The organism is Photobacterium ganghwense (assembly GCF_003025595.1).
GTDB classification, from domain to species: Bacteria; Pseudomonadota; Gammaproteobacteria; order Enterobacterales; family Vibrionaceae; genus Photobacterium; species Photobacterium ganghwense.
The window spans coordinates 51,985-78,776 of record NZ_PYMI01000011.1 but is presented as its reverse complement, the minus strand read 5'-3'; the positions used below and the strand labels follow the sequence as shown (position 1 = coordinate 78,776).

Genomic DNA, 26,792 nt, shown 5'->3' with positions numbered 1-26,792 from the left:
CTCCATCAACTATTCATGAATAACTAAAGTAACTAGGCCATCATGAATTGTTTAGAATGAACCTGTCTATGACAATTAATATGCAACACCATCAAGTTCGAGCTATTGTCTGAGCCGCCATCAACTCTTCGAATGATATGATGAACATCCCAATCATCCTTAGAATTAAACTGCTGGCTGCAAACAGTACATTTAAAGTCCTGTCTTTCAACAATTTTCCACAACTTCATGTTTCCCGCTAAAGACTTTTTAAGCCTTTGCATCTTCAGACGTTCAAAATATTGTTCGTCTTCCGGTAGATAACAATTCGCTGTTGCCCGAATTTTCACATGTTTATCAATTTTCACTTTCGCCGCACTAAGCAAGCGATAGTGACCCTCGTCCCCGTTCAGTCTTGGTGCGCTGAATACCCAATTCCTTTTACCAACCGTTTTAAAGTATTTATCTTTAATCCAGCGTTTGCGGCGATTGGAATGGATACGACGACACCACTGCCATAACATTTTCCAGATCCGGTAATCCACATATTTGAATGCCTCACTAGCACAGATCCAACGGTGATAATTACACCACCCTCGGATCATCGGATTCAGCTTGGCAATGACTGCCGATGCCGGAACCGTTTTATGACAGTTAAGATAGTCTCGTATGTTGCGCAGAAACGCCTTTACGTTTTTATTTGACGGCTTGATTAACATCTTGCCGTTGTATTTACGTAAATTCTGCCCTAGGAAATCAAATCCATCTTCAATGTGCGTTATCAGCGTTTTTTCAGCTGACAGTTGCAGTCCCCGCTCTGCCATAAAGACTTTCACAATAGGTAAGACTTCATGTTCCAGCAATTCTTTGGAAATGCCGGTAATAATAAAGTCATCTGCATAACGCACATAATTGACCTTGGTTTTATAGCTTGCTTTGGTATTCTTTTTCCCAAAATGGGATTCGAGTACCTCTTCCAAGCCATCAAGTGTCATGTTGGCCAACACTGGAGAAATAATTCCTCCTTGTGGTGTACCAGATTCCGTTGGATTTAACTTTCCGGATTCCATAAATCCAGCTTTCAGCCATTTCTTGAGTACCGCTTTATCCATCGGGATATTCGCGATGAGCCAATCATGGCCAATAAAGTCAAAACACCCTTTGATGTCGCCTTCAAGCACCCATTGGGCACTAGCCTTACGACTGAGGTTCACGAAGCATTGTTCGATCGCATCAGCACAAGAGCGATTGGGACGGAAACCATAGGAATTACGATCAGCTGTAGTTTCCGAGACAGGCTCTAGTGCTAACAGGTAGAGTGCCTGCATCGCCCTATCACGCATTGTCGGAATCCCCAGCGGTCTTCTCTTCCCGTTGGCTTTCGGTATATAGACTCGCCTTAGCGGTTTAGGCTGGTAGCCCTTACGCTTCAGTTTGTTTATTGCTTCCCATTTCAAAGCAGGAGTATTCCAGGTTTCCTGATCTACACCTGGGGTGTTTTTACCTCTGTTTTCGGTGACTCGCCGAATAGCGATCACCTTGGCAGCAAACGATCGAGTTAACATGCGTTGCAGGCGCTTGACCTGTCGCCAGTCAGACTTTTCCGTTGCCTTAGCGATCCGTACCTGTAGCCCTCTCACTCTGCGATACATCAGCTCCCAGTTAATACTGTGCCATTGTTCCGCTTCGTGGGAGGATGCAGACACTTCCATTTTCATCGAAGTATGCACCTTGCTTTCCTCCATTAACGTTTAGTTGTTAATGAAACCCACAAGACGCACTTATGCCCCACAGGGCAAAAAGTTTACCCTGTGAGGTTTCAAAATGTAGAGCTTCAGGTTCCACTGAAAGTGGACTGAGCTCACCAAATACTGACACCCACTCTACGTCAAGGTCTTCACGTGATGGATTCACAGAAGGAGCTTGAACGTCATCTAATAGTTAGATGACCGCAGAATTAATGCAGTTACAACGCTATGTGAATAAAAGGCTTTACCTGTTTTCACACCATTAAAGACCAGTTGGAAGTGGGCACCGTTTCCGGTGAAGGAACCTTTAACCCTCTATCTGCTCCGTTACAGAGCAGCATTCGCTTTTTCCAACCTCCCATGCCTGCACCCCCAACAGCGTTCCTTGCGGTTCGCCTGCCCTATCAATGTAAATAACAGGGCAGAGATACAGGTTTTCCGAGTTCCATGCCGATGACACGAATTACTTAGGTTCTGCCAATACACCGGAGATCTTAATGGCAACGTATTCCCAGATGTAAGAGGAATAGCCGATCCCGTACCTTTTGGTTAGAGCGTCAGTGTTGAAGCTTTCATAGATGAAAATTCCCCACAACAATAGCATTACGCTCGTCGCGGCTGACGGTGCTTGTTAGCAGTTCACGTATGTTAACCATATAATTCAGCCTAGCCCCTCAATCACCTGCTATTGGCAATATCTCCATCCTCACCTCACAGTGAGAATTAACCATCGAAATGGGGGTACATTGTCAGGGAGCTTCGAACCCCGCCGTTACCAGCGACGCACTACCCTTAGGCTACTGTTAGTTGCATAACAGGTTCCGCTCAATAACGTTCAGCGCGTTACTTTCGCTGTCGGTTATTGTGGAACAATCATCAGACACAGCTTCACACCGGCAGGTGCCAAGCCTTCGATATAGACACGAATAATCCCATTACATCACAGACCCAAAAAACGGAATGCTTCAATGTATATCTCACAAGAAAGGCAGAGATATGAGCTTACACCCATACCTGAAATCAGACTCCATAAGGAGACCGATATTCGGGCTTAGAGTAAGCCCGAATATCGGGTTTTTATCGAAATGCTATTTTCTACTGGAGGGGAATGAATACCACATTAAGTTAGTATTCACTTCGGCTGTAACCCAGTCAGGCTAGCTACCTGCGCGACTCTCGTCGCATCACATCATCCCGCCCATGCCGCCCATGCCCATGCCGCCCATATCAGGCATTGATGGTGCATCTTTCGCAGGCATGTCCGTCACCATCGCTTCTGTGGTGATCATCAGGCCAGCAACAGAAGCCGCGAATTGCAGTGCAGAACGCGTTACTTTTGTTGGGTCCAGGATACCCATTTCGATCATGTCGCCATACTCACCAGTTGCAGCGTTGTAACCGTAGTTACCTTCACCTGCTTTAACCTGGTTTGCGACTACTGACTCTTCGTCACCGGCGTTCTTCGTGATCTGACGGATAGGCGCTTCCATTGCACGCAGTGCAACGCGAACACCTACGTTCTGATCTTCGTTGTCACCTTCAACACCCGCTACTTTAGAAGCAGCACGGATCAGGGCAACACCACCACCAGCAACCACGCCTTCTTCAACCGCAGCACGAGTTGCGTGCAGGGCATCTTCTACGCGGTCTTTCTTCTCTTTCATCTCAACTTCAGTTGCTGCGCCAACTTTGATAACCGCAACGCCGCCAGCCAGTTTAGCCACACGCTCTTGCAGTTTTTCTTTGTCGTAGTCTGAAGTTGCGTCTTCGATTTGCTGACGAATCTGAGCAACACGGCCCTGAATCATCTCTTCTTCACCAATACCATCGATAATGGTGGTGTTTTCTTTGGTGATAGAAATACGCTTCGCCTGACCCAGGTCTTCCAGCTGAACTTTTTCCAGCTCCAGACCCACTTCTTCAGAAATCACAGTACCTGCAGTCAGTACTGCGATGTCTTGCAGCATAGCTTTACGACGGTCGCCGAAACCAGGTGCTTTAACCGCAGCCACTTTCACGATACCGCGCATGTTGTTCACTACTAGCGTAGCCAGTGCTTCACCTTCTACGTCTTCTGCAATGATCAGCAGTGGACGAGAAGCTTTCGCTACGGCTTCCAGAGTTGGCAGCAGTTCACGAATGTTAGACACTTTCTTGTCAACCAGCAGGATGAATGGGTTTTCCAGCTCTACGCTGCCCGCTTCCTGGTTGTTGATGAAGTAAGGTGACAGGTAACCGCGGTCAAACTGCATACCTTCAACCACGTCCAGCTCATCGTGCAGAGCCTGACCTTCTTCAACAGTGATAACACCGTCGCGGCCAACTTTTTCCATTGCTTCAGCAATGATGTTACCCACGCTTGCGTCAGAGTTCGCAGAGATAGTACCTACCTGAGCGATCGCTTTGGTGTCAGCACATGGTACAGACAGCGCTTTCAGCTCTTCCACTGCAGCCGCAACGGCTTTGTCGATACCGCGCTTCAGATCCATTGGGTTCATGCCCGCAGCAACGGCTTTCAAACCTTCGTTCACGATAGCCTGAGCCAGAACGGTTGCAGTCGTTGTACCGTCACCCGCAGCGTCATTCGCCTGAGAAGCAACTTCTTTCACCATCTGTGCGCCCATGTTCTGGAACTTGTCTTCCAGTTCAATTTCACGCGCTACCGATACACCATCTTTAGTGATGGTTGGCGAACCGAACGACTTGTCCAGTACGACGTTACGGCCTTTAGGGCCCAGTGTTACTTTAACTGCGTCTGCCAGAACGTTGACACCTTCCAGCATTTTGATGCGGGCATCGTTACCAAATTTTACGTCTTTAGCTGCCATGTCAGTCTTCCTTTCTTAATTCTTTATTCGAGGTGAACGGATTATTCAACGATAGCCATGATGTCGTTTTCAGACATGATCAGGACTTCTTTACCGTCGATTTTCTCAGTTTTAGTACCGTAACCTTCAGCAAAGATAACAGTATCACCAACTTTCACGTCCAGTGGCTGCACGGTGCCGTTTTCAAGAATGCGGCCTTTACCAACGGCAAGCACTTTACCGCGGGTAGATTTTTCTGCTGCAGAACCAGTTAGAACGATGCCACCAGCTGATTTTGATTCCACTTGCTGGCGCTCAACGATAACTCGGTCATGTAAAGGACGAATGTTCATCGGTCGTCTCTCCTGATAAAAGTAATGTCCATAGTAACAATGGGGTAAGGCGCCATTGGCCCTACATTTTCTGTTAACTAAACATGTTGGGACGTTTTTTGAGATCCCAAGCCCCCAGGCCAAATTTTTTTCAAAATATAGTGAAGAGTTTTTGCCCGATCACATTCTTTGCTTTAGGGTAGGCAGGCATTCTTTGTCCGAGAGCGTTATGGCTGTAGAAAAACGACCCGACAAACACGGGTTATTGTCTGATCCTATCCCTGATGTTCTGCGTCGCCTCACGGTTCCGATGATCTTTGGAATGGTCGCGATCCTGATGTTCAATCTGGTGGATACCTTCTTTATTTCCCTGCTCGGCACCGAGGCGCTGGCCGCCGTCAGCTTCACCTTTCCGATCACCTTCGCCCTGAACTGCATCACCATGGGCATTAGCGTCGGGATCTCAACCAGCATTGGCCGACTACTGGGCAAAGGAGATACCCAGCGTGCCGCTCGCCTGACCACGCACGGACTGCTGCTGGCGGTACTGATGATGATTGCGGCCTCCGGACTGGGGCTGTTCACCATAGAACCGCTGTTTACTCTGATCGGCGCCAAAGCCTCATTGTTACCGATCATTTCAGACTACATGGCCATCTGGTATTTGGCGATTCCGCTGCTGGTGATCCCGATGGCTGGCAACAGTGCCATTCGCGCCACCGGGGATGCCAAAACCCCGGCCAAAATCATGATGCTGGCCGGCGCGATCAACGGGGCACTGGATCCGCTGCTGATATTCGGGCTCGGCCCTTTTCCGGAGCTGGGCGTTCAGGGTGCCGCCATTGCCAGCGGGATCAGCTGGGCGTTTGCACTGATCTGGTCGCTGGTTGTGCTGGTCAAACGTGACAATCTGCTGGCAAGGCCGCAACTGGCTCACTTGCTGCCTGACTGGCGGCAAATCCTCCAGATTGGCACGCCGGCGGGTCTGTCCAATGCCCTGACGCCGCTGTCCGGCACGGTGTTGATGACCATTCTGGCGGCACAAGGCACTGCCTCCGTCGCCGCCTATGGGGCAGCCATGCGCATCGAGTCCATCCTGATCACCGTCATGATGGCGCTGGGCTCTGCCCTGATGCCTTTCATGGCGCAGAATCTCGGTGCAGATAAACCGGAGCGAGCCTTTGCCGCCCTGTTTACCGCCATGCGCTTTGCCATCCTGTTTCAGCTGCTGGTGTATGTGATGATGGTGCCTCTGAGCTGGCCGCTGTCTTCACTGTTCAGCCAGGACGAGGCAGTGCGCTCCCAGTTGTGGCATTACCTGATCGTGGTACCGGCCAGCTATGGCTTACAAACGGTGTGCATGTTGCTGATCAGCGGTCTGAACGCGATGCACCAGTCCTTTAAGGCACTGCTGTGGAATTTACTGCGCCTGTTTGGTCTGTTACTGCCTACGGCCTGGCTGGGCAGCCTGCTCGGGGGAACCGAAGGGCTGTTCGCCGGCATTGCCTTGGCCAACGTAGTATGCGGACTGGTTGCCTATCTGTACGCGCTGAAACTGCGCCGTGACAAGCTGGCATTCGTGACAAGCTGATATCCGTGACAGTCTAACGGCATCGACGCACCTGCCGCTGTGGCCATACGGGTGGGCGCCTGAATCTCGGCACTGATGCCAGCCTGAAAAAATGAACAGGATGAATAAAAAAAGACAGCTTTCGCTGTCTTTTTTTATTTGGCCAGCCTCACACTGGCACTCGAACGGTTAACGCAAACGCGGGGTATCATCATCGTCGCTGTCTGCGCGCTTATCCTTGGCATCTTTGCGTTCGTATTCGCCGTCAAAAACATCCCCGCCCTGAGAATTAAACGGGTTGTGATCCTGACGAGAGAAAGGCCCTTGGTGAAAATCCTGACTGCCGCCAAATCCGGCACTGAACCCCGAACCGGCGGCCATGCCATGCACCTTGACCCGCTTCATCAGCTGTTTGGCCAGCATAGCGCGCGGACCAGGCAGCAGCGCCAACATTCCCATCGCATCGGTCATGAAGCCCGGCGTCAGCAGCAACACACCGGCAACCGCCAGCATCACCCCTTCCACAATCTGTTGGGCAGGCAGTTCGCCTTGCTGCAGGCGGTTTTGAACCGACAGCAGGGTCGCGATCCCCTGGCTGCGAACCAGTGATGCCCCTACCACAGCGGTGACCAGCACCAGGCCAACCGTCGGCCATAAACCAAGGAAGCCGCCGACCTGAATAAACAGGGCGATCTCGATGATGGGCACAACAATAAACAGAAACAGTAAAATCGGAAACACGGCTTTCCCCTTGCTGATTAGCGGTATTCAGGTGCAGCCATGACACATTCCGGACACATCACAACGTTACCTTAGGTATATAGACAATAATGGGAGTTGAGCAGTTTTTTTCAACTGCTCGGAGTAGGGTTTCATTGTAACAGTTGATTACAATACTCTGGCCCATGAAAACAAAACATACGGTTCACATTCTGTCATATTGTGTCATTTACCCTCACTAAACGCGGGGGAATCATTAACAGAATTTGTGACCACTTTCGCATTCTTGTGCAAAGGTTTTCAGGCCTCTGAAAAAAGTGATCTGGATTATGTTTTTACCCCTAAAGGGGAGTATTATCGGCAACAGACAATAGGTGTCAGGTACGATCATCTAGCCAAAATCTCTATAGAATGGACTCTAAAGCTTAAGAATTGGCTCAACAACTATATTTTATTAGCAGATTCCACTAAGGCTACGTCATGTCTCAGATGATTGATCTAGAAAAAAATGAAGCAATGATTAACAACGTTGCAACCCGCATCGAAGAAGATCTACTTGGTGAACGCCACGTGCCGGCGGATGCTTACTGGGGCATCCACACACTGCGTGCCGTAGAAAACTTCAATATCTCTAATACCACTATCTCTGACGTTCCAGAATTCGTGCGCGGCATGGTTTTCACCAAGAAAGCAGCAGCAATGGCGAACAAAGAACTGGGCGTGATTCCTTCTGACGTGGGTGAGTACATCATCAAAGCGTGTGATTTGATCCTGGAAACAGGCAAGTGCATGGATCAATTCCCTTCAGACGTTTACCAGGGCGGTGCTGGTACTTCCGTTAACATGAACACCAACGAAGTTGTTGCGAACCTGGCTCTTGAGCTGATGGGCAAAGACAAAGGCGAATACGACATCGTTAACCCGAACGACCACGTCAACAAGTCTCAGTCAACAAACTGTGCTTACCCAACCGGTTTCCGTATTGCCGTTTACAACAGCATCATGAAGCTGCTGGAAGCACTGGATTACCTGAAAGCCTCTTTCGACGCGAAAGACAAAGAGTTCGCTAACGTCCTGAAAATGGGCCGTACTCAGCTGCAAGATGCCGTACCAATGACAGTGGGTCAGGAATTCCACGCTTTCGGTATCCTGATCAAAGAAGAAATCAAAAACCTACAGTACACCGCTCAGCTACTGCTGGAAGTGAACCTGGGTGCAACAGCAATCGGTACCGGTCTGAATGCCGCTACGGGTTACCAGGAGCTGGCTGTACAACGTCTGGCTGAAGTAACTGGCCTGCCCTGCGTACCAGCAGAAGACCTGATCGAAGCCACCTCTGACTGTGGTGCTTACGTTATGGTTCACGGCGCGCTGAAGCGTACTGCCGTTAAACTGTCTAAAATCTGTAACGACCTGCGTCTGCTGTCTTCCGGCCCTCGTACCGGTCTGAACGAAATCAACCTGCCAGAAATGCAGGCGGGTTCTTCTATCATGCCAGCTAAAGTTAACCCAGTAATCCCAGAAGTGGTTAACCAAGTGTGCTTCAAGGTAATTGGTAACGACACCACTATCACTTTTGCCGCAGAAGCGGGCCAGCTTCAGCTGAACGTGATGGAGCCAGTGATTGGCCAGGCACTGTTCGAGTCTATCGACCTGCTGAAAAACGCCTGTATCAACCTGCGTGACAAGTGTGTGTCTGGCATCACTGTGAACAAAGATATCTGCGAAAGCTACGTCTTCAACTCTATTGGTATCGTCACTTACCTGAACCCGTTCATCGGTCACCACGAAGGCGACATCGTCGGTAAGATTTGTGCAGAAACCGGTAAGAGCGTGCGTGAAGTCGTACTGGAACGTGGCCTGCTGACTGAAGAGCAGCTGGATGACATCTTCTCTGTGCAGAACCTGATGCATCCTGAATACAAGGCTAAACGTTACAACTAATCCCGTAACTCAATAACAATCAGGCGGATTTTCAGGATGAGGATCCGCCTTTTTTTGCTACAGATTCCCCTTTTTCGACTTTAACTTTTTAATTTCAACTTTAAGACAGGACAATTCTATGATTGCTGTAGAACTCTTGGTCGTTCTCGCGTTTATTTTCTTAGGCGCCAGAATCGGCGGTATTGGTATCGGTCTGGCGGGTGGCGCCGGTGTGATCGTGCTTTCCCTTCTGCTGGGTATGCCAACCAGCCAAAGCTACATCCCTATCGACGTCATTCTTATCATCATGTCTGTTATCACCGCTATCGCCGCAATGCAGGTAGCAGGCGGGATGGACTGGCTGGTTGAACTGGCCGAAAACTTTCTGCGTAAGAACCCGAAACGCATTACATTCTACGCACCAATCGTTACTTACCTGATGACCCTGATGGCTGGTACTGGCCACACGGCATTCTCAACACTGCCGGTTATTGCAGAAGTGGCTAAAGAGCAAGGTGTTCGCCCTTCTCGTCCACTGTCTATCGCGGTCGTGGCATCACAAATCGCAATCACTGCCTCACCAATTTCAGCGGCCGTTGTGTTCTTCTCCGGCATCCTGGATCCAATGGGCGTGGACTACCTGACTCTGCTGGCCATCTGTATTCCGACAACCTTCATTGCTTGTATGGTCGGCGCTTTCGTTGCTAACTTCCTGGGCTGCGAGCTGAAAGATGATCCTGTGTACCAGGAGCGTCTGGAAAAAGGTCTGATCAAGCTGCAAGGCACAACCAAGCGTGAAATCCAGCCAACCGCGAAGAAAGCGACGTTCATCTTCCTGACTGCGATCCTGATTGTCGTGGGTTATGCTGCTGCCATTTCAAGCTCTGTGGGCCTGATCGAGAACCCGGCGCTGGGCCGAAACGAAGCAATCATGACATTCATGCTGGCCGCCGCCGCCGCTATCGTATTCACCACCGGCATTGACGCAGCCAAGATTCCGGCAGCGCCAACATTCCGCTCTGGTATGACGGCTTGTGTGTGTGTACTGGGTGTAGCATGGCTTGGTTCAACATTCGTTAACGGCCACGTTGACGGCATCAAAGAAGTGGCAGGCTCACTGCTGCAAGATTACCCATGGATGCTGGCGATGGTTCTGTTCTTTGCCTCTATGCTGCTGTACTCACAAGGGGCAACCACGACGGCGCTGATGCCTGCGGCACTGGCTATCGGTGTGGCTCCACTGACCGCTATCGCGTCTTTCGCTGCGGTAAGTGCACTGTTCGTACTGCCAACTTACCCAACGCTGCTGGCAGCCGTCGAAATGGATGACACCGGTTCTACCCGTATCGGTAACCTGGTATTCAACCACCCATTCTTTATTCCGGGCGTTACTACTATCGCCACGGCTGTGGGTCTGGGCTTCGTAGTTGGCGGACTGATTCTGTAAACTGTCCGGTTCGACAACCGGTAAGGCTGCCTGCGGGCAGCCTTTTTATTATCTGTATTCAGACAGATATGAAAAAATATCGATAGTAAGTTCTTACTAACTTGCTTTATAAACCTTGCTTTACTCCTGGCTAAAAAAGCGCGCCAGAGAACATGTTCACCAACATTGCCATTGGCTCACAAGCAACCGATGGAATGCAAACAGCCTATGGAACACAGACCACCGATGGCAAGCACAGTAACCTCACGGGCTTCCCTCCAAGGTCATCTTACATAGCCGGACCGGGCGGCAAACCTGGCATTGTGGTGTTAATACCAGCTTCATGCATCACATATCATCAAGCTAGATAACGAGATAACTGAGTGGTATTGCGCGAGAAATTGCAGTGAGAAAATGGCGTTCGTGAATCTGGTGAAAGAGAAAGAAGAACGATGAAATATCGATTCGTCAGATGCCGATACATCCGGTGACATATTTATCAGGAGTCGGTTCAGGCAGTGAACCACAAAGCAGGGTAAAATGAGAGGTTAACGTCTCCGCCCTTGTCAGGGCGAAGACAGTGAACAAATACGGATTCCCGACGTATTTGCTCATTCGGCGTCTCCATCAATCCCAATGTGAACGCCGAGTCATGTCTCTTTTTGCTACAGAGCAGGCCAAGACAGGAAAGCCTGCCTGAGTAGTGTAGTCAGAGGGGACATCGGGCGATAGAGGTAAAAGCGTGATGCAGCGATGCAAAAATGGTATGAAGTTAGATGACCTACGCACTCTGATTGCGATTGCCCAACACGGAAGTTTCAGAGCAGCCGCCAGTGCACTTGATATTCCCCCGGCCACCTTAAGCCGCCGTCTGCAGCGGCTGGAGGATACCCTGAATTGCCAGTTGGTGATTCGGGACAGCCGAAATGTGTCCCTGACCCCGCTGGGTGAAGACTATGTCGCGCGTTGCCAGCCACTGCTGAGCGCGCTGGAGTCTGCCACCAGCGAACTGCGGGACAATACACAGAACCACCCCAAGGGCTCATTGCGGGTGTCCGCTCCGGTCGGCTTGCTGACTTACCGGCTGATGCCACTGTTTAACCAGTTTCTGGCGCAGTATCCGGACATCACATTGGCGCTGACCCACCTTTCCAATCAACACCATGATTACAGCCCGGAGCAGTACGATGTGGTGTTTCGGGTAGGGCAACAACCTGACTCCAGTTTTGCGGCGGCACGGCTGGGGGAGTCACAGCGCATTCTGGTGGCCAGTCCGACCTACCTGCAACAGCACGGCCAGCCGCGCCATCCGGATGACCTCGCTCACTATGCCCGTCTGGCAAGCGTGCCAGAGTTTGAGTGGGCACTTACCAGCAAAAATGATGAGCAGAAGCAGATCGTATGGGTGAACACCCCGGTCAGAATGGCCATCGCCGATTTGAACAGCATCAAACAGGCCGTGATTGATGGCCTGGGGATTGCCTGCCTGCCCAACTATGTGGTGGCCGATGCGCTGACCCGTGGACAACTGACCACACTGATGGAGCACTGGTATTCTCCACCACGGCCGATTTATATGCTGTATCAGCGCATGGGCTACCTGCCTGCCCATATTCGGCTGTTTATCGATTTTATGCGGGCGGGCCTGAGCGATCCGTGCGAGCCGGATCAAGGGTGTGACGCTTGCCCCGGACGTTGAAATCGTCCCGGGGATAAAGCGGTCTCTGAAGATACGCTCTGATATAGTTAGAGTATGCTGTTTTCTGGCGCTCTCCCGCCAGGTTTTCTCAGAGACGAGTCCACGCTGATGATACACATGCAACCGACCGCGCTATGGCGCTGGCTGAGTCAGCCGCTGCTACACGCCATCACGGCGCTTTTACTGCTTCTGGCCGGGCTGCCGGCCCAGGCATTTACCCTGCCCGGCAGCTCACCGGCCCCGACCCAGTTCGTGCCGGTGGATGAGGCGTTTCCGTTCAACTTCCTCCAGCAGGGTGAGACGGTCTATCTCGACTGGCAAATCAAACCCGGTTATTACCTCTACCAGCACCAGCTGTCCGTCAGCAGTGACACGGCGCAACTGGGCAACGTCGCCATCCCGGCCGGCACCCCGTATCAGGATGAATTTTTCGGTGAGGTCAACATCTATACCGACCCTCTGATGCTGGCCGTTCCCTTGCTTCGCGCTGATGACAACGCAACCCTGACCATCCGCTATCAGGGCTGCGCCAAAGCCGGGTTCTGCTACCCACCGGAGGTTCGCCAGATCCCGCTGACGGCGGTGCTGACCTCGGCAGGGAGCGAAACGAGCACCACGCCAGGCAGCGTTAACACAGCGGCCACCAATTCGGTAGTAAGCACTAACATAGCTACGCTACAAAAACCCCCGGTGCCGCCACGCACCCAGCAGGATCAGCTGGCCAGCGATCTGGCCGACCAGTGGTGGACCCCGTTTGTCTTTCTGGCCTTGGGGATCGGGCTGGCCTTCACCCCCTGTGTCCTGCCGATGTACCCGATTCTGAGCGGTATTGTGCTGGGCAGCGGTCAGCTGACCCAGCGCCGGACCTTTGCGCTGGCGTTCACCTATGTTCAGGGCATGGCCCTGACTTACACATTGCTCGGGTTAGTGGTGGCGTCGGCCGGCATGCAATTTCAGGCTGCCTTGCAGCACCCGTATATCCTGATTGGCCTGAGTGTGCTGTTTGTGGTGCTGGCCCTGTCGATGTTCGGTGCCTATACCCTGCAACTGCCCGCCAGCGTACAGACCTGGTTGAGCAACCTGAGTAACCGCCAGCAGGGCGGCCACAGCGGAGGGGTCTTCCTGATGGGAGCCATTTCCGGCCTAGTGTGCTCCCCCTGCACCACCGCTCCGCTCTCCGGCGCGTTGATTTATGTGGCTCAGAGCGGGGATCTGCTGACCGGTGCCGTGGCGCTGTACGCCCTTGCCATCGGCATGGGAATTCCGCTCATTCTGGCCGCCATGTTCGGCAACCAGCTACTGCCAAGAGCCGGCCAGTGGATGACCCACGTGAAAACGTTCTTCGGCTTCATTCTGCTGGCCGTGCCGCTGTTTCTGCTGGAGCGCATCCTGCCGTCTGCCGTGATGCCGTATCTCTGGTCACTGCTGGGTCTCGCCGCGTTTGGCTGGCTGTATCACGTCAAGCAGACACTCACCGTGTCCTGGCGCAGCAGCCTGCTGGCCGTCGTCGCGATCGTCGGCCTGCTGGTGGCAGTGCAGCCCTGGTTCCCGCTACTGATCGGTGACAAGCCTGCAGCCGACAGCAGTGCCAGCCAGCCGACCATTACCTTCCGACAGGTAACAAACCTGGATGAACTGAATCTGGCGCTGGCTGATGCCAAGGCTCAGGGGATGCCGGTGATGCTCGACTTCTACGCTGACTGGTGCGTGGCCTGTAAGGAATTTGAAAAGTACACCTTCCACGAACCCGATGTTGCGCGTCAGTTGAACAGTTTCATGCTGCTGCAAGCCGATGTCACTAAAAGCACGCCAACCGATATGGCCCTGTTGCAGGCAATGAATGTCCTGGGTTTGCCTACCCTGGACTTCTGGAATCCACAGGGAGAAGCCCTGAACGGCGCACGCCTGACTGGTTTCATGGAAGCCAGGCCATTTCTGACTCACCTGAAAGACCACCAGCTGATTCAATAGCTGGTGGTTCGGGAGTGGTGGCACCGTCACCGCTTCCTTTTCATCGCCTGCTCCCCGTCCTGGCACCGGCTTTTCCTCGTTTCTACCGGGTTTGTTTCACCGCCGACATATCGCCACCTGATCAAGCTCTTATCTTGGCTGTTAACGAATTGATCAGGCGTAGATCCAGTGATAGCGTTAAGAAAAACAACCAGAAAATACTGCCATGGACGCTCAGTACACGATTGTTATCGCCGATGACCATCCGCTGTTTCGCAATGCGCTGTTTCAATCAGTGCATCTGGCGATCAGCGGGGCCAATCTGCTGGAAGCAGATTCCCTCGATAGCCTGCTCACCCTGCTTGATAAAGAGCCGGACGTTGACCTGTTGCTGCTGGATTTAAAAATGCCCGGCGCCAACGGTATGTCCGGTCTGATCCAATTACGAAACCAATACCCTGACCTGCCGATTGTGGTGATTTCCGCCAGCGAAGAGCCCAGTGTTATCCGTCAGGTCCGCAGTCACGGGGCTTTCGGCTTTATCCCCAAATCCAGTGACATGCGCGCGCTGATTGGTGCCCTCAACCAGGTACTCGACGGCGAACCAGTGTTCCCGGAAGGGCTGGGGGAAGACAGCGACGACGTCAGCGATCTGACCGATCGCATTGCCGCTCTGACTCCGCAGCAGTACAAGGTGCTGTGCATGCTCTCTGACGGCCTGCTCAACAAACAAATCGCCTACGAGCTCAATGTCTCTGAAGCCACGATCAAGGCCCACATGACCGCGATTTTCCGCAAGCTCGGCGTGAAAAACCGCACCCAGGCCGTCATCCTTCTGCAGCAGTTGGATCTGGCACCATAATTTCTCATTCCACCCGACAGTTAGCGTTAGACTTTCGGCTAACTTTCGCTTTTCCCGACTTCCTCAGTTCTCCTGCGTAGCTCACAAAATCACCGCCTCTGCGGTGATTTTGGCCATTTTGGCTCGACTAAAGTTGCACTGTTCAAATGGTCATTCGTTGCTATTGTCATGTCGTAACATTTTTTTAACGCGATTTTGACGACGTGTAAGGAGATGAAAATGGCGTTCGAATCCAAGGAACAGGCGCAAGCCTACTGGAAAGAAAATCTCGGGATCATGGGCTCGCTACTGGCTATCTGGTTCCTGGTCTCATATGGCGCAGGGATCCTGTTTGTTGACGCCCTGAATGCAATTCAGCTAGGTGGCTTCAAACTGGGTTTCTGGTTCTCGCAACAGGGATCGATTTATGTGTTTGTGGCCCTGATTTTTGTCTACGTGGTGCGGATGAACGCGCTGGATCGTAAGTTCAACGTGCAAGAAGACTAAGAGGTTTATTATGGATATCCAAACCTGGACGTTTATCTTAGTGGGCATCACTTTCGCCCTCTACATCGGCATCGCCATCTGGGCCCGCGCCGGATCAACCAGTGAGTTCTATGTGGCCGGCGGTGGCGTACACCCGGTGGCTAACGGTATGGCAACGGCCGCCGACTGGATGTCAGCCGCCTCCTTCATTTCAATGGCAGGGATCATCTCTTTCGTCGGTTACGACGGCGGGGTATACCTGATGGGCTGGACGGGTGGTTACGTGCTGCTGGCACTGTGCCTGGCGCCTTACCTGCGTAAGTTCGGTAAATTTACGGTGCCGGATTTCATCGGCGATCGTTACTACTCGAAAACGGCGCGTATGGTGGCTGTCTTCTGTGCCATCTTCATTTCCTTCACCTACGTGGCCGGTCAGATGCGTGGGGTGGGCGTGGTATTCGCCCGCTTCCTGGAAGTTGATATCAACATGGGTATCATCATCGGGATGGCCATCGTGTTCTTCTACGCCGTGATGGGCGGGATGAAAGGGATCACCTACACCCAGGTTGCTCAGTACTGCGTGCTGATCTTCGCCTTCATGGTACCGGCTATCTTTACTTCTCTGATGATGACCGGCAGCCCGATTCCACAAATTGGGATGGGCTCAACCCTGACAGGTACTGAAACCTTCCTGATGGACAAACTTGACGGCCTGACCGCGGAGCTGGGCTTCACCTCCTACACCGACGGCTCGAAAAGCATGGTCGATGTCTTCTTCATCACCGCGGCGCTGATGGTAGGTACAGCCGGTCTGCCACACGTTATCATCCGTTTCTTCACCGTACCACGCGTTAAAGATGCACGTATCTCTGCCGGTTGGGCACTGCTGTTCATCGCGTTCCTGTACACCACCGCTCCGGCAGTAGCCGCTTTTGCCCGCGTGAACATGATCACCACGGTGAACGGCCCTGACATGCAAGGTGTGCCGGTTGAGCAAGCACCAAGCTGGGTAACAAACTGGGAGAAAACGGGTCTGGTGACCTGGGAAGATAAGAACGGCGACGGCAAAATGTTCTACTCCGGCGATGAGCGCAACGAGATGAACATCAACCGTGACATCATCGTACTGGCAAGTCCTGAGCTGGCGAAACTGCCGAACTGGGTAGTTGCTCTGCTGGCAGCCGGGGGCCTGGCCGCTGCACTGTCTACCGCTGCCGGTCTGCTGCTGGTTATCTCCACCTCGGTTTCACACGACTTGCTGAAGAAAGGCTTCAAACCCAATATGACCGATAAACAGGAACTGCTGGCCGCACGGGTGGGCGCAGGTCTGGCTATCATCGGTGCCGGTTACCTGGGTATCAACCCTCCGGGCTTCGTGGCTCAGGTGGTGGCATTCGCCTTCGGTCTGGCTGCCGCCTCGTTCTTCCCGGCGATTATTCTGGGCATCTTCTATAAGAAGATGAATAAAGAAGGCGCAATTGCCGGCATGCTGTCAGGGATCTTCTTTACCGCAGCGTACATCATCTACTTCAAGTTCATCAATCCGGCCGCCAGCACGCCTGAAAACTGGTGGTTCGGCATCAGCCCAGAAGGCATTGGTACACTGGGTATGTGTCTGAACTTCGTGGTATCGATTGTTGTGAACAAGTTCACTGCCGAAGTACCGGAAGATGTACAGGAAATGGTTGAATCTATCCGTTATCCAAAAGGGGCCGGTGCCGCGCACGATCACTAATCGGGCCCGCCACACCGCCATCCTCAAAAGCCGATGCCACGCGTCGGCTTTTTTCTTGCCTTTCTCTGTACTTTTTCCTTCTGCTTCAACGCCGCCTTTCTGCTTTTTCGCCACACGGAACGTTCACAAGGATTGCCATCCCACAAATTAAATGATAATAGTTATCATTACATAATATGTATGGGGCCACTATGGACAGCCACGCTCACCTCTATAACGCATTTTTTAAAGCGCAGGATCGGTTTCAGGATTACTCATCCCCTCACGGTTTTGAGCCGGATGTTATTCACGAATACCTTCATTGGGGTGTGCTGCTGGCAGCCAGCCACGAACACGGGGCTGAACAGGAAAATGCCCTGTTGTGTGAGCTGTTCCTGCGTCAGCTGTATCACCATTTTCTCGAAGCCATTGCCGACCCGCGGCGCAGCCACATCTTTCGCCGGGTGTGCCTGGACTCCATCCATGTCCCGCTACTGACCCTGAAGCGTTATTACGACCAATTCGAAGACGGGGATATCCATTTTCTGGCCTTACAGCAACAACTGCGCGGCGTACAGGCGCCGCTCGACTGACAACAAGGAGCCGCAATGAACCAGACTTTCCGTACCGAAACTGACAGCATGGGCGAGGTGCAGGTCCCCACTGACGCACTGTATCAGGCCCAGACCCAGCGGGCGGTCGATAACTTCCGCTTCAGCCGTCACACCATGCCGGCCCGATTCATTCAGGCGCTGGCTTACATCAAGCAGACGGCAGCACTCACCAATGCTCAGCTCGGTTTGCTGGAAGGTGATATAGCCACTGCCATTGAGGAAGCCTCACAAAGCATTATCGACGGCCAGCATCTGGCGCAGTTCCCCATTGATGTCTTTCAGACCGGCTCCGGTACCAGCTCAAACATGAATGCCAACGAGGTGATTGCGACACTGGCGAGCCGAACACTCGGCGGGGATGTCAGCCCGAACGATCACGTCAATATGGGCCAGAGCAGCAATGACGTGATTCCTACCGCGATACAGGTCAGTTCTGCTCTGGCTCTCGAACAACAGCTGCTACCGGCCCTGCAGCATCTGATTGCAACACTGGAGGCCAAGAAAAACAGCCTCAGCCACGTCGTGAAAACCGGGCGCACCCACCTGATGGATGCCATGCCGGTGACCTTTGCCCAAGAGCTGGGAGGCTGGCAGTATCAGGTCAGCCACGCCAAAGCGGCCATCGAACAGACCTTGCCTGCGGTCAAAGCCCTGGCCCAGGGCGGCACCGCCGTCGGGACCGGCATCAACGCCGATCACCGCTTTGCCGGAGCGTTTGCCGACAACCTGTCGCAGGCCACCCGGATCCGCTTTTCCACCAGCGAGAACTTCTTCTTCAACCTCAGCAGCCAGGATGCGATCGTCGCCCTGTCCGGCCAGCTGCGCACGACAGCAGTAGCGATCATGAAGATCGCCAACGATCTTCGCTGGATGAACTCCGGCCCCCTCGCCGGGCTGGGCGAAATTGAGCTACAGGCGCTGCAACCCGGATCCTCCATTATGCCGGGCAAGGTCAACCCGGTGATCCCGGAAGCCGCCGCCATGGCAGCCGCCCAGGTGATCGGGAATGACGCGACCATCACGGTGGCCGGCCAGTCCGGTAACTTCCAGCTGAATGTCATGCTGCCGGTGATTGCGCACAATATTCTGGAAAGTATTGAACTGCTGGCAAACAGCGCCACAGCACTGGCCGATAAAGCCATTGCGACCTTCACGGTGCGTCAGGATAACCTGGATGTCGCGCTGGCCAAGAACCCGATTCTGGTCACCGCACTCAATCCGGTGATTGGCTACCTGAAAGCCGCCGCGATTGCCAAACGAGCCTATCAGGAGGGCCGGGCCATTATTGACGTGGCAGAAGAGGAGACCGATCTCAATCGCGCAACCTTGGAACGCCTGCTCGATCCGGCCAAGCTGACGCAGGGTGGCGTCGCAGAGTAGCTGTGTCCGCGGCCAATTTCAGTGGCCAGTGACCTTGCTGTCTGTAAATACGAAGAGACCGCCCGGAGGCGGTCTCTTTGATACATGCAGCTAATGAGATCAGATACGCGTTTTTGATAGCCAAAGAATGATTTTTTTCATGCCGTTTCTGTGACCCGATTGAGCACGGAGCGTAACTTAAGCGGCTTCACCGGTTTGGCGATAAAGCTAAAGCCATTGGCCTGTATTCCCTCCATCATCGCATCCGTACGATCGGCACTGATGATCACCCCGGCAAACCGGTTCCCTAGCCGCAGGCGGCACTGCTGCAGCACTTCCAGCCCGGTGCGGCCATCGTCCAGCCGGTAATCGGAGAAAATCACATGCGGTAGCCAGCCGTCCTCCAGCGCTTTGAGGCTGTCGACGATATCGGTCGCGGTTTTCACCTCACAGCCCCAGCGGGCCAGCAGGTTTTCCATCCCGACCAGAATGTCCGGCTCGTTATCGACACACAAAATCCGCAAGTGGCTAAGATCTGAATGGCTCTGGCTGGCCGCCGGTGGAGCGACCCGAGGCAAGGCCGCTTTGTCTTCCTGATTCAGGGTGATAGAAAAAACACTGCCTTTGCCGTGCCAAGAGCGCATCGAGATCTGATGACCAAGCACCTGGGCAATCCCTTTTGATATCGCCAGCCCCAGCCCCAACCCCTGATCGGAGCGCACCTGGGTGCCACGGTTAAACTCCTCGAAGATTTCCAGCTGCTTCTCTTCTTCAATACCCATACCGTTATCCCAGACATCAATACGCACCTGCCCATTAATCCGGCGCGCCCCCAGCACCACTTTACCGCTGGGGCTGTAGCGAAACGCATTGGTCAGGAAGTTCTGTACAACCCGGCGCAGTAATTTGGGATCAGACTGCACCACCAGCGAGGTCGGCACCATGGAAAACGTGATGCCCTGCTGTTTAGCCAGTGCACTGAACTCGGCGTTCAGGTTCGCCAGCACATCATTGAGGGCAAAGGCATGCACATGGATATCCAGCTTGCCGGATTCCAGCCGCGAGATATCCAGCAGATCGCCAATCAAATCTTCTGCCGCACCCAGTGCACTTTCAATATGATTGGCCAGCTTGCGGGTTTCCTTGTCAGCCGCGACCTCTGATAACGACGAGGCAAACAACCGCGCGGCATTGAGCGGCTGCATCAGATCATGGCTTACCGCCGCCAGAAACCGGCTCTTGGATTTGGTCTGCAACTCGGCATGCTGGGTGGCGACCACCAACTGACGGTTGAGGGATTCCAGCTCACTGGTTCGCTGACGCACCCGCTCTTCCAGCGTTTCGTTGGCTTCTTTCAGCGCCTGCTCGGCATTGCGGAACTCCGTGATGTCGGTAAAGCTCATTACGAAGCCACCGCCCGGCATGGGATTCCCCTGCACCTCAATCACCTGGCCATCCTGACGCACCCGCGATGAGGTATGGGCCGTTCCCCGCTTCAGGTGCTCGACCCGTTTGGCGACATGTTTTTCCGGATCGCCGGGCCCGCACAGCCCCAGCTCGGCGTTATGGCGAATCACATCCGCAATCGGCCGCCCGACCTGAATCAACCCGGGCGGAAAGCTGAACAACTCCAGGTAGCGCTGGTTCCAGGCCACCAGCCGCAGCTGTTTATCCACTACCGCGATCCCCTGACTGATATGCTCAATCGCGCCTTGCAGCAGGCCGCGGCTGAAATCAAACAGCTCCGAGGCTTCGTCGACGATGGTCGCCACTTCCTCCAGCTGCATCTTGCGGCCCTGCAGCGCTGAGGTCAGTACCAGCCGTGCTGATGACGCCCCGAACACCCCCGCCAGTACCCGCTCGGTATGGCGGATCAAGGTCGATGGCGCCTGTTGCTGCGGCAGCAGGGATTCATCGTGCTGCTCGCCGTACTGCCGGAACGCATAACGCACCCGCTTACGTCCGACAAACCGCGCCGCCAGCATTTCCAGTTCGGCCACCGTCACCCGGGTCTGGTACAGGCTGGCATCGCCGCTTTCCGGCAACGGTGCCCCGACAAAAGAGGCCGCCTGTAACCGCTCGGTCAGAGACGAGCGGGTCACCAGGGAAACGCCGATATAGAGGATGATGTTCACCACCAGACTCAGCAGCATCCCCCAGTCCACAGTCGAAAGTTCATGCAGAACCGGCAGCGACGGCGGCGTCAGCAGCCACAGCAGCAGGTTGGTATCCGCACTGCCGGCCAGCATGTTGGTCTGCCCCATCATGGTCACCGCCCAGATGGTGATCCCGCCGCACAGCCCGGCGTACACGCCGTTGCGGTTCCCTTCCCGCCAGTAGATGCCGCCCAGCAACGCCGGGGCAAACTGAGCGATAGCAGCAAACGACAGAAAGCCGATCGCCGACAGCGACGGGATAGCGCCCAGAACCTGATAGAACCCCCATGCTGCCAGCAACAACAGGACAATCAGCGCCCGGCGAATATTGAGCAACAATCCGGAAAAGGCCGAGAAGTTACGTCCCGAGATCCGCAAACGGCGCAGCAGCAGCGGCAGCACCAGGTCGTTGGACACCATGATTGCCAGCGCGATAGTCGAGACAATCACCATCCCGCTGGCCGCGGAAGTCCCGCCAAGGAAAGCCAGTAGCGCGATGCTGTCGACCCCTTTTTGCAGCGGCAGATTAATCACATAGGTATCCGCCGCTATGTGCGGCAACAGGGCCTGTCCAGCCAAAGAGAGAGGGATAACAAACAGTCCCATCAGAAACAGGTACAGCGGAAACACCCAGCGCGCTTTATGCAGATCCTGCGCCCGTTCATTTTCCACCACCGTGGTGTGAAACTGCCGCGGCAGACAGACAATGGCCGTCATGGTCAGCAAGGTATGAATCAGCAGACTGCCAATCTGAGGATTGGCCGGTTGCAACAGGTCAGCCGCAGCGCTCCCCAAGTTAGGAATGTCCACCAGTAGGGCGACCGCAAACACCCCGACAATCAGGAACGCCGCCAGTTTGACCAGCGACTCAAAGGCCACCGCCATCATCATGCCGCGGTGGTGCTCAGTGGTATCAATGTGTCGGGTCCCGAACAACACGGTGAACACTGCCAGCGCCCCAGTGACCATCCAGGCGATATCGGATTTACCGGTACCGAGGATCCCCATTTCCTGGCCCAGCCCGGGGGCGACCTGCTCCAGCCCCATGGTGATCCCGCGCAGTTGCAGCGCGATATACGGCAGAATACCGACCACCGCAATCAGGGTCACCAAGACTGCCAGCCCCTGCGATTTGCCGTAGCGGGCCGCGATAAAGTCGGCAATGGAGGTGATATGTTCCCGTTTCGCGATCAGTATCAGCCGCGCCAGAATGCGCCAGCCAAACGTGAAGACGAGAATAGGAGCGATGTAGATCGGCAAGAATGACCAGACATCGTGGCTGGCCTGCCCCACGGTGCCGTAAAACGTCCATGAGGTGCAGTACACCGCAATTGAAAGGCTGTAAATCCACGGCCGCCAGCGCGCCATCCATTGCTTATTCCGATCGCCGTACCAGGCGATCCAGAACAGCAGCACCAGATAAGCCAGCGTCACCGGCACGACAATCCATCCCTGTGCCATGCGTTATCCCTAATCCAGATTGTAGATATAAAAAATGAGAGCCCAGTGTAGCTAAACACCGGGCTCTCACCAATCAGGAGGATCACAGTTCTGGATGGCAACGTCCTGAAGTCACCAGTGAATCAATCAGTTATCCTGAACCAGACTGCGACGGGGCATGTCTTCAATTTTCATGAACAGTGCCGGTACACCCATCAGCGCCATCAGCCAGAAAATATCCGCGCCCCACAGGCCATACAGCCAGCCGCTCAGTGCGGTCATCAGCGCCATAAACGCCCCCATCGGCAAGGCGTTATAGAGTGCCTGCAGGGCCACCATCTGGTTGCTCTGCGCATGCTGGATATAACGGATAGTCGCCAGGTGTGCTGCCGCAAAAGTAATGCCATGCAAGGCCTGAGCCGCAAACAGCACCGGCAGCTCAGTCATGGTTGCCGTCAGTCCCCAGCGAATCATCACCCCCACCGCAGCCAGACGGAACATGTTAGCGACGCTCCAGCCCGCAAACAGGCGCTTACTGATCGCAAACACGGCTACTTCGGCGACCACGCTGAAGCTCCACAGGTAACCGATCACATCTTCGCTGTAGCCCACATCTTTCCAGTAAATGGCACTGAAGCTGTAATACGCCGCATGGCTGCCCTGCAGCAGCGCAATAATCGTCAGGAACTGGATCACTTTCGGGTCACGCAGCATCTGCATCAGCGCCGGGCGCGGCGCATCATGGCTGCCCGGCTCTGACACCGGCAACACGGTCGGCTGACGGACCGTCAGCACCAGCGCGGCGACCAAACCAGCCGCAGCTACCCAGGGAATCACCGCTGGCGAAAATTCAGCGGCCGCCAGACCTACCACGGTAGAACCGGCGATAAAGGCGATCGAGCCCCATAACCGGGTACGGCCATAATCCAGATGGCCTTCTTTGGCATAGTGATTGGCCAGCGCATCGGACAGCGGTACAATCGGCCCAACCATCATATTGAAAAGTACAGTGACGATAGTTAGTGCCCACAAACTTCCGCCGCAATAAATATAGGCAACACAGGTTGCCAGCGCCGCCAGACCAAACCAGCGCAGGGCCGGAATCAGGTGCTCCACCTTATGAATGCGCGGGGTGATCACCAAATTGGCCAGACAGCGAACGCCGAAGCCCAGCCCCAGCAGCAAGCCGATATTTGACGCACTGACTTCCAGATACGCCAGCCACAAAGCCCAGAACGGCAGGTAAACACCGTAATTGAAGAAGAAACCAATTAAATATTGGGAGGTCCAGCCAAAAGGGCTACTTCGAAACATGCCATGTCCTATCAAACTAAATAAAGAGCCTGATGTGGCAGTCCTGTCACCGAACTGCCGCTCCAAAAGGCACCTATTATGCCCAGTTAAGCGCATCCTCCCAATGAAATTATTCCACTGATTTCATTTCTCTTTGCGGAAGATCAACCTTATCAGCGCCCCAAGCTAGACTAAAGTCGTCTGGCATCCGCTCGCTTTCCGACAGACACTGCATATATGGTCTGATGCCTGCCTGGAGAGCCTGCATGTCCGATAGCTTTGACACGTCCCTTCCCCCGTTTGATCGCCTGACCCCGGATCAGCAGCACCGGCTGATTGATTCGCTGGATGTCGCCTATTACCGGCATGGTGAAACCCTGATTGAAGCAGGCAGCGCCTGCGATCAGCTGTTCATCATTATCAAGGGCAGTGTCGAGGAAAGCAGCGCCGACGGCAAAGAAGTCTTCGCGCACTACACCACTGATGACATGTTTGATGTCAGGGCGCAGCTGGAGGCGCATTGCCGCCACCGCTACCGGGCACTTGAAGATACCCTCTGCCACCTGCTGCCACGCGACGTATTCCAGGACCTCTACCACCACAACAGCCAGTTTGCGGCCTACTTTGCCACCAGCCTGGCCCGCCGCCAGCAACTGCTGGAAGAAGCCCAGCGCCAGCAGAACCTGGCCGAATTTATTCTGACGAAAGTTGACGATGACAACATTCAGCCTTGCCTGATCCTGCCGCGGCACTGCTCGCTGCAGACGGCTACCGAGCAGCTGCAACAGCAACGCTCAGATGCCGCGCTGGTTGAAGCGGGGGACGGGCAGCCCTACGGCATTATTACCCGTACCAACCTGCTCCACGCCGTGATGCTGGAAGGTTATCCGCACGATGCCCCGGTCGGGCAGGTCGCGACCTCGCCGGTGATCAGCGTCAATAAAGGAGATTACCTGTTTAACGCAATGCTGGCGATGACCCGTCACAAGGTCAAACGAGTCTCGGTCGTGGACGGCGACAAACTGGCCGGGATGCTGGATCTCACCCAGGTACTGAGCCTGTTTTCCACCCACTCCCATGTACTGACGCTGCGGATCGCCCGCGCATCGACGATTGAAGAGCTGGCGCTGGCGGCTGGCAGCCAGACCCGCCTGGTGGAAACCCTGTTTAATAACGGCATTCACACCCGGTTTGTAATGGAGCTGATCGCCACGGTAAATGAACAGATTATTGAAAAAGCTTTCCAGCTGGTGGTGCCGCAGGCATTGCACAACCATTGTTGCCTGATCGTCATGGGCTCGGAAGGCCGCGGCGAGCAAATCCTGAAAACCGACCAGGACAACGCCCTGATCCTGGCCGACGGGGTCGACTGGCCGGGGCTGGCCGAGGTCATGGAAACCCTGACCCACACCCTGCACCAGCTTGGCTACCCACTGTGCCCGGGCAAGGTCATGGTCAACAATCCGAAATGGGTGAAGACGAAAAGTGAGTGGTTACATACCCTGAAAGACTATGCCTTTGAGGGAAATGAGGAAACGATGATGGATTTGGCGATTCTGGCTGACAGCCACGCCGTGGCTGGTAACCGTGAGTTGCTGGCTCCGGTCAAACACCGCCTCCACGAACTGATGGCCGAGCAGGAGCTGCTGCTGGCCACCTTTACCCGCCCGGCCCTACGGTTCAGCGTTCCGCTGTCCCTGTTTGGCAAGCTCAAAGCCAATAAGGACGGGCTCGACATCAAGCAGGGCGGCGTTTTCCCTATCGTCCACGGTATCCGGGCACTGGCGCTGGAAAACGGCATTGAGGCCAACAACACCTTCCTGCGCATCGAACAGCTGGAGGCGCGCAAAGTCCTCGAACCCTCGACCGCCTCCAATCTCAGCGAGGCCCTCAAGCTGTTCATTAAACTGCGTTTGCGGCAGCAACTCGACCAACAGGCCGGTGGCATGCAGCAGCACCTGAAAATCGAACCGCTGAGCCGGGCCGAGCGGGATCTGCTGCGCCACAGCCTGCACGTGGTGAAAAAATTCAAAGAGTGGCTCGGCTATCACTATCAAATCCGGGACTAACCGACGGAGGCCTGCACATGAACGTACTAAGACGCTGGTGGTACCGCCACCGGCTGCGACACAGTGAATACCGCGCGCTGTTCGAGCGTTATCGCGGCGACGAACTGGTCTCGCTGGACTGTGAAACCACCAGCCTGGATCCGCACAGTGCCGAGCTGGTGACGATTGCCGCCACCCGGATTCGGGCCAACCGGATCCTCACCAGCCAGTCGATTCACCTGACCCTGCGCGCCCCGGCCAGTCTGGATGCCGGCTCCGTGGCTGTCCATCGGATTCGCCATCAGGATCTCAATCAGGGGCTGGATGAGCAGCAGGCGCTGGCCAAGCTGCTGGATTTCATCGGTAATCGCCCGCTGGTTGGCTATCACATCCGTTATGACAAGACGATCCTGGACCGCTATTTCCGCCGCCATTATGGCTTTCCGCTGCCCAACAAACTGGTCGAGGTCAGCCATCTGTATCACGAGCAACTGGAGCGCCAGCTGCCCAATGCCTATTTCGATCTGAGCCTGGAAGCGATCAGCCGGCATCTGGATTTACCGGTGATGCCCCGTCACGATGCCCTACAGGACGCCATTACCGCCGCCTTAATTTATGTTCGTTTAAAACACGGCGATCTGCCGCACCGCTATCTGCCCCATACTCAAACCCACTGAAAAAACAGCG

19 protein-coding genes are annotated in these 26,792 nt (G+C 54.3%); 12 read left to right on the top strand and 7 right to left on the bottom strand.

Going from position 1 to position 26,792, the window contains the following annotated elements; translation table 11 throughout:
* Window positions 1–32 precede the first annotated feature (32 nt).
* The 3 genes from ltrA to C9I92_RS23425 form a co-directional block, all read right to left on the bottom strand.
* The gene (ltrA, locus tag C9I92_RS23435) at window positions 33–1,697 is read right to left on the bottom strand and encodes a group II intron reverse transcriptase/maturase (RefSeq protein WP_107193931.1); all 1,665 of its coding nucleotides are present in this window, start codon (window positions 1,695–1,697) and stop codon (window positions 33–35) included.
* A 1,214-nt stretch (window positions 1,698–2,911) separates the two neighbouring features.
* Window positions 2,912–4,555 (bottom strand): chaperonin GroEL, encoded by a 1,644-nt coding sequence (groL, locus tag C9I92_RS23430; RefSeq protein WP_047885253.1) that lies wholly within the window; start codon window positions 4,553–4,555, stop codon window positions 2,912–2,914.
* 41 nt (window positions 4,556–4,596) lie between these two features.
* Window positions 4,597–4,887: a co-chaperone GroES gene (locus C9I92_RS23425; protein ID WP_047885254.1), complete on the bottom strand. Its 291-nt coding sequence runs from the start codon at window positions 4,885–4,887 to the stop codon at window positions 4,597–4,599.
* A gap of 208 nt (window positions 4,888–5,095) precedes the next feature.
* Here C9I92_RS23425 and C9I92_RS23420 point away from each other — a divergent pair, with 208 nt between their 5' ends.
* Window positions 5,096–6,457 carry an MATE family efflux transporter gene (locus tag C9I92_RS23420; RefSeq protein WP_047885255.1) on the top strand — a complete coding sequence of 454 codons (1,362 nt, stop codon included), beginning with the start codon at window positions 5,096–5,098 and terminating at the stop codon, window positions 6,455–6,457.
* 168 nt (window positions 6,458–6,625) lie between these two features.
* Here the strand turns inward: C9I92_RS23420 and C9I92_RS23415 are convergent, their stop codons facing one another.
* Window positions 6,626–7,177, bottom strand: coding sequence for an FxsA family protein (locus C9I92_RS23415; RefSeq protein ID WP_047885256.1), 552 nt, complete (start codon window positions 7,175–7,177; stop codon window positions 6,626–6,628).
* A 459-nt stretch (window positions 7,178–7,636) separates the two neighbouring features.
* On the opposite strand from C9I92_RS23415, the gene aspA reads away from it, so the two are divergent.
* Window positions 7,637–9,100 carry an aspartate ammonia-lyase gene (aspA, locus tag C9I92_RS23410; RefSeq protein ID WP_047885257.1) on the top strand — a complete coding sequence of 488 codons (1,464 nt, stop codon included), beginning with the start codon at window positions 7,637–7,639 and terminating at the stop codon, window positions 9,098–9,100.
* Between the two features lie 118 nt (window positions 9,101–9,218).
* A complete protein-coding gene (locus tag C9I92_RS23405) occupies window positions 9,219–10,526 on the top strand; it encodes an anaerobic C4-dicarboxylate transporter (RefSeq protein ID WP_047885258.1) in 1,308 nt (435 codons plus the stop codon).
* A gap of 447 nt (window positions 10,527–10,973) precedes the next feature.
* On the opposite strand, the gene C9I92_RS25500 is transcribed toward C9I92_RS23405, so the two are convergent.
* Window positions 10,974–11,120: a hypothetical protein gene (locus C9I92_RS25500; protein ID WP_157038320.1), complete on the bottom strand. Its 147-nt coding sequence runs from the start codon at window positions 11,118–11,120 to the stop codon at window positions 10,974–10,976.
* A 151-nt stretch (window positions 11,121–11,271) separates the two neighbouring features.
* On the opposite strand from C9I92_RS25500, the gene C9I92_RS23400 reads away from it, so the two are divergent.
* The 7 genes from C9I92_RS23400 to C9I92_RS23370 all read left to right on the top strand — a co-directional run bounded on the left by C9I92_RS23400 (window position 11,272) and on the right by C9I92_RS23370 (window position 19,189).
* Window positions 11,272–12,204: a LysR family transcriptional regulator gene (locus C9I92_RS23400; RefSeq protein ID WP_047885300.1), complete on the top strand. Its 933-nt coding sequence runs from the start codon at window positions 11,272–11,274 to the stop codon at window positions 12,202–12,204.
* 117 nt (window positions 12,205–12,321) lie between these two features.
* A complete protein-coding gene (locus C9I92_RS23395) occupies window positions 12,322–14,175 on the top strand; it encodes a protein-disulfide reductase DsbD (protein ID WP_107193930.1) in 1,854 nt (617 codons plus the stop codon).
* A 205-nt stretch (window positions 14,176–14,380) separates the two neighbouring features.
* Window positions 14,381–15,016 carry a response regulator transcription factor gene (locus tag C9I92_RS23390; RefSeq protein ID WP_047885259.1) on the top strand — a complete coding sequence of 212 codons (636 nt, stop codon included), beginning with the start codon at window positions 14,381–14,383 and terminating at the stop codon, window positions 15,014–15,016.
* A 219-nt stretch (window positions 15,017–15,235) separates the two neighbouring features.
* Window positions 15,236–15,502 (top strand): DUF4212 domain-containing protein, encoded by a 267-nt coding sequence (locus C9I92_RS23385; protein WP_047885260.1) that lies wholly within the window; start codon window positions 15,236–15,238, stop codon window positions 15,500–15,502.
* Between the two features lie 10 nt (window positions 15,503–15,512).
* Window positions 15,513–17,216: a sodium:solute symporter family protein gene (locus C9I92_RS23380; protein WP_047885261.1), complete on the top strand. Its 1,704-nt coding sequence runs from the start codon at window positions 15,513–15,515 to the stop codon at window positions 17,214–17,216.
* Window positions 17,217–17,407: 191 nt separating this feature from the next.
* A complete protein-coding gene (locus C9I92_RS23375) occupies window positions 17,408–17,788 on the top strand; it encodes a hypothetical protein (RefSeq protein ID WP_047885302.1) in 381 nt (126 codons plus the stop codon).
* 15 nt (window positions 17,789–17,803) lie between these two features.
* Entirely contained in the window at window positions 17,804–19,189 is a 1,386-nt protein-coding gene (locus C9I92_RS23370) for a class II fumarate hydratase (RefSeq protein WP_047885262.1), read from the top strand.
* Window positions 19,190–19,326: 137 nt separating this feature from the next.
* Here the strand turns inward: C9I92_RS23370 and C9I92_RS23365 are convergent, their stop codons facing one another.
* The gene (locus tag C9I92_RS23365; protein ID WP_047885263.1) at window positions 19,327–22,785 is read right to left on the bottom strand and encodes a hybrid sensor histidine kinase/response regulator; all 3,459 of its coding nucleotides are present in this window, start codon (window positions 22,783–22,785) and stop codon (window positions 19,327–19,329) included.
* 126 nt (window positions 22,786–22,911) lie between these two features.
* Window positions 22,912–24,078: a 3-phenylpropionate MFS transporter gene (locus C9I92_RS23360; protein ID WP_047885264.1), complete on the bottom strand. Its 1,167-nt coding sequence runs from the start codon at window positions 24,076–24,078 to the stop codon at window positions 22,912–22,914.
* Window positions 24,079–24,323: 245 nt separating this feature from the next.
* On the opposite strand from C9I92_RS23360, the gene C9I92_RS23355 reads away from it, so the two are divergent.
* Window positions 24,324–26,126 (top strand): DUF294 nucleotidyltransferase-like domain-containing protein, encoded by a 1,803-nt coding sequence (locus C9I92_RS23355; protein WP_047885265.1) that lies wholly within the window; start codon window positions 24,324–24,326, stop codon window positions 26,124–26,126.
* Window positions 26,127–26,143: 17 nt separating this feature from the next.
* Window positions 26,144–26,782: a 3'-5' exonuclease gene (locus C9I92_RS23350; RefSeq protein WP_047885266.1), complete on the top strand. Its 639-nt coding sequence runs from the start codon at window positions 26,144–26,146 to the stop codon at window positions 26,780–26,782.
* Window positions 26,783–26,792 lie beyond the last annotated feature (10 nt).